Genomic DNA, 12,948 nt, shown 5'->3' with positions numbered 1-12,948 from the left:
TCTTAGGACTTCTTATCGACTGGTGGCGTATTTGTATTGGGGTCGGTTGCCGGCGGCGGAGTCGGGTCCGGCTGCTTGCTCTTGTCGACCGTCTTGGGGTCGGTGTCGAGCGCCGGCAGGCCTTTTTCGACCTTCTCCTTGATCTTCGGAATATCCGCTTCCTCCGGCTTGGAGGCGAGCGCACGGTTCCACTGGTAGACCGCTTCCAGCTTGCGGTTGACGCGCCAGTAGGCATCGCCGAGATGGTCGTTGATCGTGGGGTCGCCGGCCTTCAGCTGTGCGGCACGCTCCAGCTCGGTCACCGCATCGTCGAAGCGGTTGAGGCGGAAATAGGCCCAGCCGAGCGAATCGACGATGTAGCCGTCATCCGGCTTGAGATCGACAGCCTTGCGGATCATGTCCAGGCCCTGGTCGAGGTTGGTGTTCATGTCGACCCAGGAATAGCCGAGATAGTTCAGCACCTGCGGCTGATCGGGGTTCAGCTCCAGCGCCTTCTTGAAGTTCGGCTCCGCCTGCGGCCACTTCTTCAGTCGCTCATAAGCAATGCCGCGCTGGAAGAACACGGCCCAGTCGCTGCGCTTCGGCACGGGACCGATGACATCGACGGCCTTGTCGTAATTGTCGGCCATGCCCTGGAAGTCCTTGGCGTCGGAAAGAACGCTGCCATAGGCCAGGTAGCTGCGGACATCCTTCGGGTCGGAATCGATCAGCGCCTTCAGGTGCTTGCGCGCGTCGTCGACCTTGCCGGCCTGTGCCAGCGCAAGGCCGAGCTGCAGCTCGGAGATGCGGGCCATCGGCGAATCGTCGGGCACCTTCTTGTAGAAGGAGATGGCGCGGTCGACCTGCTCCTGCTTTTCGGCGAGCCCGCCGAGGAGAACCAGTGTATCGGCGCTCTTGGGATCAAGCGTATTGGCGATCTGCAGATAGAGCGAGACGACATCTTCGGCGCCGTCGCGGTTCAGCGCCGCGCCGATGGTGAAGAGCACGGAGGCAGCGCCTTGCGTGGCGTCGGTCACCTGCTGCTCCGGCTTTTCGCCCTTGTTGATGCTGTCGCGCAGTGCGTTCAACGGCGCGTAGTTGTTGATCAGGTTGTCACCGACCGAAACCGTGTCGAGCGCCTTCTGCTTGTCGCCGGCCTTGCTTTCGAGGCGTGCCAACGCCATGACCGCGCGCATGAAGGTGTCGGGAGCGGTTGCGCCGCCGGCCTTGTCGAGAATGGCGTCGTTCAGGTGCGAGCGGGCGGATTTCACGTCGCCGATGGTGATCGCGATGGCGCCTGCATGATAGTTCTTGAAGATGTTGAACCAGTCCGGGCCCTTCATCTTGTCGATCATGGCGATGGCTTCCTTGCCACGGCCAGCGCCGGCGCGCGCCCATGCAAGCAGCAGATTATTCATCATCCGGTCGAGATCGTTCGGACCGTTATATTTGAGAATGTCCTGCGCGGACTTGTATTCGTGCCGGCGGATGGCGTCCATGCCGCGTACGATCGTGGTGACGCGCTCGACGGAGGGGTCGCTCTTCAGTTCGTTGGCGTATTTCACGCCCTCTTCGAGATTGCCGTTGAGCAGCAATGAGATCATCAGGCGCTGACGGATTTCCAGATTGCCCGGCTCGAGCATCAGGGCCTTTTTGTAGAGCGCGATCGCCGTATCGTAATCATGATCCACATCGGCGGTACGCGCAGCGAGGAAGGCACCCGCGAAGGTGTCGACGGCTTCCGCGTCGAAGACCACCTCGTTCTTGGTGTCTGGCGTTGCCGGAGCATCCTCCGCGCGCACGCTATTCAGCGCCGACATCGAAAGGATCGCCGCCAAGGCTGCGCCCGAGAGGAAACGGATGGCAAGTCTCTGCCGCATTAGAATGCCTTTCATCAAGGGATTGCCAGCGAAGGCGCCGGCGACACAAAGCGTTCGTGTCAACTGATTCACAACAGGATGGCTTTTTTGAAGCGGCGGCGCAAGAAATTCGGGCCGCTGCCGATCAGTTCACCCGTTCGATGCAGAAATCGATCACTTCCATGAGGGCCGATTTCCACGGCGTTTCCGGAAGCGGCGCCAGCGCGTCACGAGCGATGGTGCCGTAGTGAACGGCGCGGGCAATCGTGTCGGTGAGCGCGCCATATTTGGTGATCAGACCCAGTGCCTTTTCCAGGTTCTCGTCGCTGTTGTTGCCGGTCTCGATGGCCTCGCGCCAGAAGGCGCGCTCCTTCTCGGTGCCGCGGCGATAGGCGAGAATGACGGGAAGGGTGATCTTGCCTTCACGGAAGTCGTCGCCGACATTCTTGCCGAGATCGGCGGCCTTGCCGCCGTAATCCAATGCGTCGTCGACGAGCTGGAAGGCGAGGCCGAGATTGGTGCCGTAGGATTTCAGCGCATTGCGCTCGGCCTTGCCGGCATTGGCGACGATCGGGCCGACTTCGGCGGCGGCGGCGAAAAGCGCTGCCGTCTTGGCGCGGATGACGGAGAGATAATCGTCTTCGGTGGTCTCCATGTTCTTGGAGACAGAGAGCTGCAGTACCTCGCCCTCGGCGATGACGCAGGCGGCCGACGACAGCACGTCGAGCGCTTCGAGCGAGCCGACCTCGACCATCATGCGGAAGGCCTGGCCGAGCAGGAAGTCGCCGACGAGAACGCTGGCCTGGTTGCCCCAGATCATGCGGGCCGTGGATTTGCCGCGGCGCAGATCGCTTTCATCCACCACATCGTCATGCAGCAAGGTCGCCGTGTGCAGGAATTCGACCGAGGTCGCGAGCTTGATGTGATTGTCGCCCTGGTAGTTGTAGAGTGCTGCGGAGGCGATGGTCAGCATCGGCCGCAGGCGCTTGCCGCCAGACGAGATCAGGTGCTCCGCCACTTCCGGAATCATCTGCACGTCGGAACCGGCTTTCGACAGGATAAGCTGGTTCACGCGCTCCATATCCGCCTTGGTCAGGTCCACCAATGGCTTGATGGATGCCTGTTTATTCTTGCTTTCTTCAAGCGGTATCACGACGCCCAACTGTCCGGACTCCTGTTCATTTTTCACAAAGCACAATAAGAAGGGGCGCAAGGGGCGGCAAGAGGCGAATTGTCTCGTCGCGTAAATTTGACAGGAAACCCGAGGCTTATGCACGAACTCATCCGTACGAATGATCCCGTTCTACTCTCCTTCGCCGAGAGCTTGATGAAGGATGCCGGGATTCATTGCTTTGTCGCGGATCAGGCCATGAGCATTCTCGAGGGTTCGCTCGGCATGCTGCCGCGCCGTTTTCTGGTGGAGACGGCCCGCGCCGATCAGGCCCGGCGCATCCTCACCGATGCCGGCCTCGGCGACGAGCTGCGCTCCGCGGGCGGCTGAGGTTTTCGTCATGACCGGCCATTCTTCCGAGACGATCGACGCTTTCCATCGCGGTGCCTTCCATGTCGTCCAGCCGAAGGGCAGGGGGCATCGTTCCGGCATGGATGCCATGCTGCTCGCGGCGCTGGTCGCCGATGAGCGCGGCATCAGGGTGGCCGATCTCGGCGCCGGCGCGGGTGCGGCCGGAATGGCGGTGGCCTCGCGGTTGGAGCAGGCCGAGGTGGTGCTGTTCGAGCGTTCCGCGGAAATGGCCGAGTTTGCCCGCAAGAGCCTCGCCCTTGCGGAAAATGCGCGCTTCTCGGCCCGTGTCTCGGTGATCGAAGCCGATGTGACGCTAATCGGCAAGGAGCGCAACGCCGCCGGCCTGATCGACGATAGTTTCCATCATGTCATCATGAACCCGCCCTTCAACGATGCTAGCGACCGGCTGACGCCGGACGCGCTGAAGGCCGAGGCGCATGCCATGACCGACGGCCTGTTCGAGCGCTGGGTACGCACGGCGGGCGCAATCATGATCCCCGGCGGCCAGCTGTCGTTGATCGCCCGGCCGCAATCGATTGGCGAGATCATCGCCGCCTGCGGCCGCCGCTTCGGCGGCATCGAGATCACGCCCATCCATCCGCGCGACGGCGAAAACGCCGTTCGCATTCTGGTGACGGCAATCAAGGGCTCGCGGGCGCGGCTGGCGTTGCGGGCGCCGCTGATCATGCACGGCGAAGGGACGCACAAGTTCTCAGATTTCGTCGATGATCTCAACAATGGCCGTGCCGCCTACGCGCGGAAATGACTGCCATTCCTAGCGGACCGATGAGCCCGCGATTCGTTTGCGGCAAGAATAACCATTCCCGGTTTTACTCATTTCGATCAAAGCGTTGGTATAATCCGCGATAACGGAGGAATATCTGAGATAGCGGCCTTTGCTCGACATCAAGCGGACATGTTTCCATTCTGTTGGAGGAAAGATTATTGGAACGTTTTTTACCTTGAACGTTATTTTTAGTCGTTCTACCTCAATTCTCATTGAAAGCCGAAATACGGCCGAGCACCGGAGATGACCCAGATGAACCCCGCCATGAACATGATGCCGATGATGAACCCGATGATGGGTGGTATGATGAATCCGATGATGAACGGCATGATGATGCCGATGATGAATCCCATGATGGGCGGTATGATGAACCCGATGATGATGGGTCAGATGCCGATGATGAACGGCATGATGCCCATGATGCAGATGATGATGAGCAAGATGACCTGCAAGATGACGCCGAAGGGCATGGTCTGCGAAATGATGCCGATGGAAGGCATGGACAAGGACATGTTCATGGAATGCTGCAAGCGCATGATGTCGTCCGGCATGCCGATGATGATGATGTGCGGCAACATGATGATGTGCTGCATGATGGAAGCAGCCTAATTCCTAGGGGCATCCACTCCCTGGAATAGCAAGCAGACCTCCATCTGCCTCAGGCCGTCCGCAAGGGCGGCCTTTTTGCTTCTCCGGGCAAGAGTTTATTAGCCGCGAACTTCCTCGACATAGGTCGAGACCAGATAGAGCACGGCTTCGCTGCTGGTCATGTTGCGATAGCTGTGAGCGACGTCGGCATCGAAGATCACGGCGTCGCCTTCGCCGAGGATCTGCGGCGGATGCTTGCCAGCGACGATTTCGACCGTGCCCCGTGAGACCACAAGATTTTCGATCGTGCCGTGATGATGCGCCTCGGCGATCTCGGTATGATAGGGCGCGATGCGCAGCTCGTAGAACTCGACCTTGCGCTCGCTTTCATAGGGAAAGAGCGCCCGCGTCTGGAACTTGCCTTCGGAGGCGGACAGCACCTTCGCCTTGGCATGGGTCAGCACCTGCAACGAAGTGTCGTGCGGCTGGGCGATCAGTGAGCCGCAGGGGACATCCAATGCGGCGGCAATCTTCCAGAGGATGCTGATTGTCGGGCTGCTTTTGCCGGTTTCGACCTGTCCGAGCATGGCGCGGCTGACGCCTGAGATTTTTGCCAGCCGATCCAGCGAATAGCCGCGACGCGTGCGCAGTCGGCGAAGGTTTTGGCCCGTCAAAGCCGAGATTTCGTCAACCGACTCGGCTCTCGAGAGCACATGCAGCGGTTCAACGAATTCAAGCGCCATAGTTCGGGTTGCCAAGCGGCATCACCGGGACGAAACCCATGAAAGGGACCCACATCAGGAAAGGCTGCGAAGGCCACGCGGAAGCGGGAGCCTGCTCGACCGGCACGCTCTTGGCGCGGGCGTCACGATAGGCCTGGAAATCGATAATGTTGGCAGCCTGGCTGGACATGCAATGCTCCTGCAGTTCGATGGAATAAATCTATTTTTTTGATCGACGGATGTAGAGGGCGCAGCGCCCAATCTTGAGGGACACGGAGGAATGTTTTTCCGGACCTCTGCGCTAGCGGCGAATGCGCGTCCTCTTCTGTGTCATCGATGAAAAACATGGCCCCCGGAGCAATCCCGCCGTGAAAATGCAATGATCGATGTTGCGTTTGCCGTTTCCATGCATACATCACGGCAGCAAACATCATGATTTAGGGACGTCGAATGGCTGGTTTTTTCAGGCGCATGCTTCCGAAGCGGTTTCGCAAGGAAAGAGTGGTCATCCCGGTCGTCCGGCTGAGCGGCGTCATTGCGTCCGGCGGCGGACCTCTTCGGCAATCGCTCAATCTTGCCGGCATCTCGCAGGCATTGGAAAAGGCTTTTGAGATGAAAGCCGCGCCGGCGGTTGCCCTCGTCGTCAATTCGCCCGGCGGCTCGCCGGTGCAGTCGCGGATGATCTATAACCGCATCCGCGATCTCGCGCAGGAAAAGCAGAAAAAGGTGCTGGTCTTCGTCGAGGACGTCGCGGCATCCGGCGGCTACATGATTGCGCTGGCCGGCGATGAGATCATTGCCGACGCCACCTCCATCGTCGGTTCCATCGGCGTCGTCTCGGGTGGCTTCGGCTTTCCGGAGCTGTTGAAGAAGCTTGGCGTCGAGCGCCGCGTCTATACAGCCGGCGAGAACAAGGTGATCCTCGATCCCTTCCAGCCGGAAAAGGAAAAGGACATCGAATATCTGAAGAGCCTGCAGCTGGAGATCCACAAGGTCTTCATCGATATGGTGCGCGAGCGCCGGGCGGGTAAGCTCACCGACGACGAGACGGTGTTTTCCGGCCTCTTCTGGACCGGCGGACGCGGTCTGGAACTCGGCCTGATCGACGGGCTCGGCGATATGCGCCAAGAGCTGCGGAAGCGCTTTGGCGACAAGACGAAACTCGAGCTGGTTACCACGCCGCGCAGCCTTTTCGGTCGCCGCGCACCCGGCGTTTCGCTTTCGGGCATAGATAACATCGGCGCCGGCCTCGCCTCCGGACTTGCGCAAGCGGCGGAGGAAAAGGCATTGTGGGGACGGTACGGATTGTAATCGGGAGCGCTGCGTAATGCCGCAGATCATATTCTTCGCCGTCGTCATCGGCGGCATCTGGTGGCTTTATCGACGCTTCGTGCGGGATGCGCAAAAGCTCACCGAGAAGTCACGCAGGGCCGAAAACGAACGGCGAACGGGTGCCGTCGGGACGCTGGTGAAGGATCCGAAGACGGGGGAATATCGCGTGAAGCGGGATGACGAGTAGTCATGGACGCAGGGTTGTTCGACAGGATTAAGTCGCTCACCCACCCTAACGCCGCTCCTTTACCCGAGACATCCAATCCGCGCCCGCATAGCTGATGCAGATAATACGGACGACCTTGGTGGCATCATCCACGGTGAAGCACACGACCGCTTTTTCTGAAGCGGGAATTGCCCTCAACGGTGGCGCCATATCGGTGCGTATTGTGCCTATGTGCGGAAAGTCGGCGAGCCTATCGATGAATTCCGTGATTTCATCGGTCTTGGCTAATCCAACGTCGATGCCTGCATAGTTGGAAATGAAGTCGACGATGTCGAAGAGATCGTGTTCGACAAGCGGATGCTTGGTTATCACATAGCGCATGAGCTAACTTATTTGGCGTATTTCTGGCGCAGCTTGTCTTTCACCCTAGCGGCCATTTCCTTGCCGTCCCAGGGTATCCACTGATCTTCGGGCAATTCCATACGCCGCCGAATTTCATCCGCCATGCCGGACACCGCATCATCCGTCGTGCCGTCATGATGCGTCGCCTGGTCAATCTGCTCGATTGCCGCTTCAACAAGGCTGGAGATCGAAGGAAATGCACCTTCCTCGACCATCTTTTCCGCAAGGCGGAGATGGTGCTCGGACAAGGTAATTTCGGTTTTGACGTTCATGATCCTTCTCCAGGGCGGTGCGGAGACACATAGCCATATCTATACGTCATCTCTTGACCCTTGTCTTCCATCGTGGCACCTGTCCGCCAAACCGTTTGTTACCTGAAGAAATCAATCCCATGACCGCCACCGTGCCCGACCATATGAACCCGAAGCGCTCCTTCCAGGCGTTGATCCTGACCCTGCATAACTATTGGGCCGACAAGGGTTGCGCGGTTCTTCAGCCCTACGATATGGAAGTCGGCGCCGGTACGTTCCATCCGGCGACCACGCTGCGCGCGCTGGGGCCGAAGCCGTGGAAGGCCGCCTACGTGCAGCCGTCCCGCCGCCCGTCCGACGGTCGTTATGGTGAAAACCCGAACCGCATGCAGCATTACTATCAGTATCAGGTCATCCTGAAGCCCAATCCGCCGAACCTGCAGGAGCTCTATCTCGGTTCGCTGGCGGCGATCGGTCTCGATCCGCTGGTGCATGACATCCGCTTCGTCGAAGACGATTGGGAAAGCCCGACGCTCGGCGCCTGGGGTCTTGGCTGGGAGTGCTGGTGCGACGGCATGGAAGTGTCGCAGTTCACCTATTTCCAGCAGGTTTGCGGCATCGAGTGCTCACCGGTCGCCGGCGAGCTGACCTATGGCCTCGAGCGCCTTGCAACCTACGTTCAGGGCGTTGACAGCGTCTACGACCTGAATTTCAATGGCCTCGAAGGCGACGAGAAGATCACCTACGGCGATGTCTTCCTGCAGGCCGAGCAGGAATATTCCCGGCATAATTTCGAATATGCCAACACCGAGATGCTGCATCGTCACTTCATCGATGCCGAGAAGGAATGCCTGGCGCTTCTGGCCGCCGGCGCGCCCGGCGACAGCGACAACCAGCGTCTGCACAAATGCGTCTTCCCGGCCTATGACCAGTGCATCAAGGCGAGCCACGTCTTCAACCTGCTCGACGCGCGCGGCGTGATCTCCGTCACCGAGCGCCAGAGCTACATCCTGCGCGTGCGTACGCTCGCCAAGGCATGTGGCGAGGCTTTCCTGCTGACGGATGCCGGCGGTATCAATTGGGGCAGGCAGGCCGCCTAAGCTACTGCCCTGACAGCGAAAGCGGGTGACAATAGTCGCGAAGCCGCATAGTGTCCCCTTGATTGTAATCGCAATGGGGGTTCGCGATGTATATTATCCTGGCGATCATTGTCCTTGCCGCGCTCTATGCGGTTTTCGTCTATAACGGCCTCGTCCGCGCCCGGCAGGTGGCCGAGGAGGCATGGTCCGGCATCGACGTGCAGTTGAAGCGCCGCGCCGATCTGATCCCCAACCTGATTGAAACCGTGAAGGGCTATGCCTCTCATGAGCGCCAGACGCTGGAGGAGGTCGTCGAGCTACGCAACAAGGCGCAGGCTGTGCCGGCCGGCGATGTCGCGGGCCGTGGTGTGGCCGAAGGCCTTCTCGGCCAGGCGCTTGGCCGCGTGATCGCCCTTGCCGAAGCCTATCCGGATCTGAAGGCCAACACGAACTTCCTCGAATTGCAGCGTTCGCTGGAGGGCATCGAAGGCGAGATCCAGATGTCGCGGCGCTATTACAATGGTGCTGCCCGCGACCTGAACGTCAAGGTTGAGAGTTTCCCCTCCAATCTCATCGCCGGCCAGTTCGGTTTCGCCAAGCGCGCTTTCTTCGAGATTACCGACGAGGCCGACCGCGCCGTTCCGACCGTCAAGTTCTGAGATTCCCGCTATCGGTTTTGCATGCGAGGCGGTAAAGGAAGCCGACCGCAGGCCATCGGCCGCTTTCCTGACTGACCAAAGAGAATGATGATGGGTAGAGCCAAACTCACGATTATCCCGCCTGGCAAGCCGTTGACCGGCCGCGCCATGCCGCCGGGATCGAAGTCGATCACCAACCGCGCGCTGCTGCTTGCTGGCCTCGCCAAGGGCACCAGCCGGCTGACCGGCGCGCTGAAGAGCGACGATACCCGCTATATGGCCGAAGCGCTGCGTGCCATGGGCGTGACCATCGATGAGCCCGACGACACGACCTTCATCGTTACCGGCAGCGGCAAGCTTCAGCCGCCGGCCGCACCACTTTTCCTTGGCAATGCCGGCACCGCGACGCGCTTTCTGACGGCCGCCGCCGCGCTGGTCGACGGCAAGGTCGTGGTCGATGGCGATGCCCATATGCGCAAGCGGCCGATCGGCCCGCTGGTCGACGCGCTGCGCTCGCTCGGCATCGATGCATCGACTGAGACCGGCTGCCCGCCGGTCACGATCAACGGCACCGGCCGCTTCGAGGCGAGCCGCGTTCAGATCGACGGCGGCCTCTCCAGCCAATATGTCTCCGCCCTCCTGATGATGGCCGCCGGCGGCGACCGGCCGGTCGATGTCGAACTGCTCGGCGAACATATCGGCGCGCTTGGCTATATCGATCTCACGGTTGCTGCCATGCGCGCTTTCGGCGCCAAGGTCGAGCGCACCAGCCCGGTCACATGGCGCGTCGAGCCAACCGGCTACCACGCGGCGGATTTCCTGATCGAGCCGGATGCCTCGGCTGCAACCTACCTCTGGGCGGCGGAAGCGCTGACCGGCGGCAAGATCGATCTCGGTACGCCGGCGACCGAGTTCTCGCAGCCGGACGCTCGCGCCTACGACCTGATCTCGCAATTCCCGCATTTGCCCGCCGTCATCGACGGATCGCAGATGCAGGACGCCATTCCGACGCTCGCCGTTCTCGCCGCCTTCAACGAGACGCCGGTGCGCTTCGTTGGCATCGCCAACCTCCGGGTCAAGGAATGCGACCGCGTCCGCGCGCTGTCGAGCGGCCTGTCGCGCATCGTTCCCGGTCTCGGCACGGAAGAGGGCGATGATCTCATTGTCGCGTCCGACCCGAGCCTTGCCGGCAAGGTGTTGCCCGCCGAAATCGACAGCTTCGCCGATCACCGTATCGCTATGAGCTTTGCGCTCGCGGGCCTGAAGATCGGCGGCATCACCATTCTCGATCCCGATTGCGTCGCCAAGACCTTCCCGGCCTATTGGCGGGTACTGGCGTCGCTGGGTGTCGCCTACGACGACTAATGCCTCGCTCCCTGGGAGCGTGGATCTACGTTCAAGTCATGCGGCGCCCTCCACCGGGCGCTGCGGGGATCACATGGGGGGTGTGATGATGCGTTGGCTTTCCGGGCTTTTCCTGGCCTTGATCCTGCTATTCTCCGCAACGGCGGCCTTGGCCGCCGAAGCCATCACAAACTTTGCCCAGGCGATTGCCGTCAATCGTGACGGCTCGATGAACGTCACCGAGACCATTGCCGTGAATGCCGAAGGCCGCGCCATCCGTCGCGGCATCTTCCGGGATTTCCCGCTGACCTTCCTTGATGCCGATGGCGGCCGGGCTCAGGTGGATTTCGATGTCGTCTCCGTCGAGCGCGACGGGCAGCCGGAGGAATGGCGGCTTGAGCGGATCGAAGGCGGTGAGCGCATCTATATCGGCAAGGCCGACCAAGGCTCGACGCAATTCCTCCTCAGTCCCGGCCCGCACATCTTCCGCATCACCTACACGACCAACCGGCAAATTCGCTATTTCAACGATCACGACGAACTTTATTGGAACGTCACCGGCAATGGCTGGCTCTTCCCGATCCTGCGGGCCTCGGCCACCGTCACTCTGCCGGATGGGGTGATGGCGCAGCAGCTTGCCTATTACACCGGCCCGATTGGCGGGAAAGGCCAGGATGCAAGCGCCAGCCAGCAAGCGGGCAAGGTCACCTTCGCCACGACGCGCCCATTGGTTCAAGGTGAAGGGCTGACGATTGCCATCAAGCTGCCGAAGGGCGTGATCCTGCCGCCGAGCAGCGGCCAGCAATGGCGCTGGTTCATCGCCGATCATCTCGACGCGATCATCGCTATTGGCGGTCTGATCCTGCTGTTTGCCTATTATCTCAGGAGCTGGCTCGCCGTCGGGCGCGATCCGCCGCGGGGTGTCATGGTTCCACGTTGGGATCCGCCGGATGGCGTCTCGCCGGCGCTGGTCAACTATATCGACAACAGGGGTTTCTCTGGCGCCGGATGGACGGCGCTGTCGGCGACGGCGATCGATCTTGCCGTGCGCGGCTACGTCATCCTCGACGATCTGAAGGACAAGGTGATCCTCAAGGCCACCGGCAAGACGGCCGGCCGCGATCTGGGCAGTGGCGAGAAGGTGTTGTTCGGCGCAATCGGTCCGTTCGCGCCGCTGGTGATCGACGCGACGAATGGCGAGGCCGTCCAAAAGCTTGGTCAGCAATTCCGCAGCGCCATCGAGCGCGACCATCGCGACGAATATTACAAGGCCAATCGGCTTTATATCGTCATCGGCATTGCTTTGTCGGTCTTGATCCTGGCGGCCATCGTCATCTTCGGTCGCCTGCATGAAAATGCGCTGCCGTTGATCATCGTCCCCGGCTTCCTGTCGATCGTCGTCACCGTCTTTGCCGGCACCATCGGCCGGATGTTCCTTCGCCATGACGCTGGCCTCGGGCGGCGGATTTTCTCGGTCCTCGTCTTCGCCTTCATCGGCTTCGTCATCGTCTCCATCGCCGCCAGTCTTTTCGCGGCTGTCGTCGTGCCGCTGTTGGAAGCGGGAGAACTTCCGTTGCTAGTCGGCATCGTCGGCATCTTCGCCCTCAATGTCGTTTTCTTCTTCCTGATGGGCGCACCGACGCCGATCGGGCGAAAGATGATGGATGGCATTGCTGGCCTGCGGCAATATCTGACGCTTGCCGAACGCGACCGCATGAACATGCAGGGCGCGCCGCAGATGTCGCCGCAGCATTTCGAAAAGCTGCTGCCCTATGCCGTCGCGCTCGGCGTCGAAAAACCTTGGTCAAGCGCTTTCGATGCATGGCTGGCAACGGCCGCGGGTGCCGCGGTCGCCGCAAGTTACGCTCCCGGCTGGTATGTCGGGAATGTCTACGGTGGCAACCTTGGCGGCCGGATCGGAGAATTCTCCTCCTCCATGGCCTCGACCATTGCCTCCACCATTCCAGCGCCAGTCTCCAGTTCCTCCTCCGGCTTTGGCAGCGGAAGTGGCGGTGGTTTCTCAGGCGGGGGTGGCTTCTCCGGTGGCGGCGGCGGTGGTGGAGGTGGTGGTGGGTGGTAATCAAACACCTCCCCCTTGAGGGGGGAGGTCGCCGCGAAGCGGCGGGTGGGGGTGAAAATTGGCTGGCTGCAGAGGCTGCCGCGATCACCCCACCCCGGCCTTCGGCCGACCCTCCCCCTCAAGGGCAGGGCTATCGCATATGAGCGAGGAGTTCGGTTAGGAATTGGTCATCCCATCCGGCCTTTTTGATTTTGCGTCG

The 12,948-nt window shown here is 60.9% G+C and carries 15 protein-coding genes; 9 read left to right on the top strand and 6 right to left on the bottom strand.

Translation table 11 applies throughout. The features are described from left to right. Window positions 1-2 precede the first annotated feature (2 nt). Together AC1RO0_RS29880 and AC1RO0_RS29875 are read right to left on the bottom strand one after the other, a co-directional pair. Window positions 3-1,859 carry a tetratricopeptide repeat protein gene (locus AC1RO0_RS29880; RefSeq protein ID WP_498596195.1) on the bottom strand — a complete coding sequence of 619 codons (1,857 nt, stop codon included), beginning with the start codon at window positions 1,857-1,859 and terminating at the stop codon, window positions 3-5. 124 nt (window positions 1,860-1,983) lie between these two features. Next, a complete protein-coding gene (locus AC1RO0_RS29875; protein WP_153366510.1) occupies window positions 1,984-3,000 on the bottom strand; it encodes a polyprenyl synthetase family protein in 1,017 nt (338 codons plus the stop codon). 108 nt (window positions 3,001-3,108) lie between these two features. Here AC1RO0_RS29875 and AC1RO0_RS29870 point away from each other — a divergent pair, with 108 nt between their 5' ends. The 3 genes from AC1RO0_RS29870 (at window position 3,109) to AC1RO0_RS29860 (ending at window position 4,756) form a co-directional block, all read left to right on the top strand. Then, entirely contained in the window at window positions 3,109-3,339 is a 231-nt protein-coding gene (locus tag AC1RO0_RS29870) for a putative signal transducing protein (RefSeq protein ID WP_498596152.1), read from the top strand. Window positions 3,340-3,349: 10 nt separating this feature from the next. Next, window positions 3,350-4,126 carry a tRNA1(Val) (adenine(37)-N6)-methyltransferase gene (locus tag AC1RO0_RS29865; RefSeq protein ID WP_498596151.1) on the top strand — a complete coding sequence of 259 codons (777 nt, stop codon included), beginning with the start codon at window positions 3,350-3,352 and terminating at the stop codon, window positions 4,124-4,126. Window positions 4,127-4,390: 264 nt separating this feature from the next. Next, window positions 4,391-4,756 carry a hypothetical protein gene (locus AC1RO0_RS29860; RefSeq protein WP_368511787.1) on the top strand — a complete coding sequence of 122 codons (366 nt, stop codon included), beginning with the start codon at window positions 4,391-4,393 and terminating at the stop codon, window positions 4,754-4,756. A 98-nt stretch (window positions 4,757-4,854) separates the two neighbouring features. On the opposite strand, the gene AC1RO0_RS29855 is transcribed toward AC1RO0_RS29860, so the two are convergent. Both AC1RO0_RS29855 and AC1RO0_RS29850 read right to left on the bottom strand, forming a co-directional pair. Then, window positions 4,855-5,478, bottom strand: coding sequence for a helix-turn-helix domain-containing protein (locus AC1RO0_RS29855; RefSeq protein ID WP_047463586.1), 624 nt, complete (start codon window positions 5,476-5,478; stop codon window positions 4,855-4,857). After that, complete coding sequence (locus tag AC1RO0_RS29850) at window positions 5,468-5,647, bottom strand: hypothetical protein (protein ID WP_498596150.1); 180 nt, start codon at window positions 5,645-5,647, stop codon at window positions 5,468-5,470. The genes AC1RO0_RS29855 and AC1RO0_RS29850 overlap by 11 nt, the downstream gene beginning before the upstream one ends. A gap of 260 nt (window positions 5,648-5,907) precedes the next feature. Between AC1RO0_RS29850 and AC1RO0_RS29845 the strand changes: the two genes are divergently transcribed. Then, window positions 5,908-6,768 (top strand): S49 family peptidase, encoded by an 861-nt coding sequence (locus tag AC1RO0_RS29845; protein ID WP_498596149.1) that lies wholly within the window; start codon window positions 5,908-5,910, stop codon window positions 6,766-6,768. Between the two features lie 16 nt (window positions 6,769-6,784). Beyond that, window positions 6,785-6,976: an NfeD family protein gene (locus tag AC1RO0_RS29840; protein ID WP_007695172.1), complete on the top strand. Its 192-nt coding sequence runs from the start codon at window positions 6,785-6,787 to the stop codon at window positions 6,974-6,976. A gap of 45 nt (window positions 6,977-7,021) precedes the next feature. Here AC1RO0_RS29840 and AC1RO0_RS29835 read toward each other — a convergent pair whose 3' ends face one another. Next, window positions 7,022-7,336 (bottom strand): type II toxin-antitoxin system RelE/ParE family toxin, encoded by a 315-nt coding sequence (locus AC1RO0_RS29835; protein ID WP_498596148.1) that lies wholly within the window; start codon window positions 7,334-7,336, stop codon window positions 7,022-7,024. An 8-nt stretch (window positions 7,337-7,344) separates the two neighbouring features. Beyond that, window positions 7,345-7,629, bottom strand: a complete 285-nt coding sequence (locus tag AC1RO0_RS29830; RefSeq protein WP_498596147.1) for a hypothetical protein — start codon at window positions 7,627-7,629, stop codon at window positions 7,345-7,347. A gap of 119 nt (window positions 7,630-7,748) precedes the next feature. Between AC1RO0_RS29830 and AC1RO0_RS29825 the strand changes: the two genes are divergently transcribed. The 4 genes from AC1RO0_RS29825 to AC1RO0_RS29810 all read left to right on the top strand — a co-directional run bounded on the left by AC1RO0_RS29825 (window position 7,749) and on the right by AC1RO0_RS29810 (window position 12,749). Further along, a complete protein-coding gene (locus tag AC1RO0_RS29825; RefSeq protein WP_007695169.1) occupies window positions 7,749-8,708 on the top strand; it encodes a glycine--tRNA ligase subunit alpha in 960 nt (319 codons plus the stop codon). Between the two features lie 86 nt (window positions 8,709-8,794). Next, window positions 8,795-9,346: a LemA family protein gene (locus AC1RO0_RS29820; protein WP_498596146.1), complete on the top strand. Its 552-nt coding sequence runs from the start codon at window positions 8,795-8,797 to the stop codon at window positions 9,344-9,346. A gap of 87 nt (window positions 9,347-9,433) precedes the next feature. Further along, the gene (locus AC1RO0_RS29815; protein WP_498596145.1) at window positions 9,434-10,690 is read left to right on the top strand and encodes a 3-phosphoshikimate 1-carboxyvinyltransferase; all 1,257 of its coding nucleotides are present in this window, start codon (window positions 9,434-9,436) and stop codon (window positions 10,688-10,690) included. A gap of 88 nt (window positions 10,691-10,778) precedes the next feature. Next, window positions 10,779-12,749 carry a DUF2207 domain-containing protein gene (locus AC1RO0_RS29810; protein ID WP_498596194.1) on the top strand — a complete coding sequence of 657 codons (1,971 nt, stop codon included), beginning with the start codon at window positions 10,779-10,781 and terminating at the stop codon, window positions 12,747-12,749. The last annotated feature ends 199 nt before the right edge of the window (window positions 12,750-12,948 follow it).

The organism is Rhizobium sp. GW821-FHT14E12, assembly GCF_058803745.1.
Note: the sequence above shows the minus strand (reverse complement) of the source record. Positions and strands in the feature narration are given on the sequence as shown.

What these genes read in the sequence shown, in the direction of transcription:
- AC1RO0_RS29865 (WP_498596151.1), top strand. Translation starts at nt 3,350, where the DNA reads ATGACCGGCCATTCTTCCGAGACGATCGACGCTTTCCATCGCGGTGCC.
- AC1RO0_RS29880 (WP_498596195.1), bottom strand. Translation starts at nt 1,859, where the DNA reads ATGCGGCAGAGACTTGCCATCCGTTTCCTCTCGGGCGCAGCCTTGGCG.
- AC1RO0_RS29870 (WP_498596152.1), top strand. Translation starts at nt 3,109, where the DNA reads ATGCACGAACTCATCCGTACGAATGATCCCGTTCTACTCTCCTTCGCC.
- AC1RO0_RS29810 (WP_498596194.1), top strand. Translation starts at nt 10,779, where the DNA reads ATGCGTTGGCTTTCCGGGCTTTTCCTGGCCTTGATCCTGCTATTCTCC.
- AC1RO0_RS29855 (WP_047463586.1), bottom strand. Translation starts at nt 5,478, where the DNA reads ATGGCGCTTGAATTCGTTGAACCGCTGCATGTGCTCTCGAGAGCCGAG.
- AC1RO0_RS29860 (WP_368511787.1), top strand. Translation starts at nt 4,391, where the DNA reads ATGACCCAGATGAACCCCGCCATGAACATGATGCCGATGATGAACCCG.
- AC1RO0_RS29840 (WP_007695172.1), top strand. Translation starts at nt 6,785, where the DNA reads ATGCCGCAGATCATATTCTTCGCCGTCGTCATCGGCGGCATCTGGTGG.
- AC1RO0_RS29820 (WP_498596146.1), top strand. Translation starts at nt 8,795, where the DNA reads ATGTATATTATCCTGGCGATCATTGTCCTTGCCGCGCTCTATGCGGTT.
- AC1RO0_RS29830 (WP_498596147.1), bottom strand. Translation starts at nt 7,629, where the DNA reads ATGAACGTCAAAACCGAAATTACCTTGTCCGAGCACCATCTCCGCCTT.
- AC1RO0_RS29815 (WP_498596145.1), top strand. Translation starts at nt 9,434, where the DNA reads ATGATGGGTAGAGCCAAACTCACGATTATCCCGCCTGGCAAGCCGTTG.
- AC1RO0_RS29835 (WP_498596148.1), bottom strand. Translation starts at nt 7,336, where the DNA reads ATGCGCTATGTGATAACCAAGCATCCGCTTGTCGAACACGATCTCTTC.
- AC1RO0_RS29845 (WP_498596149.1), top strand. Translation starts at nt 5,908, where the DNA reads ATGGCTGGTTTTTTCAGGCGCATGCTTCCGAAGCGGTTTCGCAAGGAA.
- AC1RO0_RS29850 (WP_498596150.1), bottom strand. Translation starts at nt 5,647, where the DNA reads ATGTCCAGCCAGGCTGCCAACATTATCGATTTCCAGGCCTATCGTGAC.
- AC1RO0_RS29825 (WP_007695169.1), top strand. Translation starts at nt 7,749, where the DNA reads ATGACCGCCACCGTGCCCGACCATATGAACCCGAAGCGCTCCTTCCAG.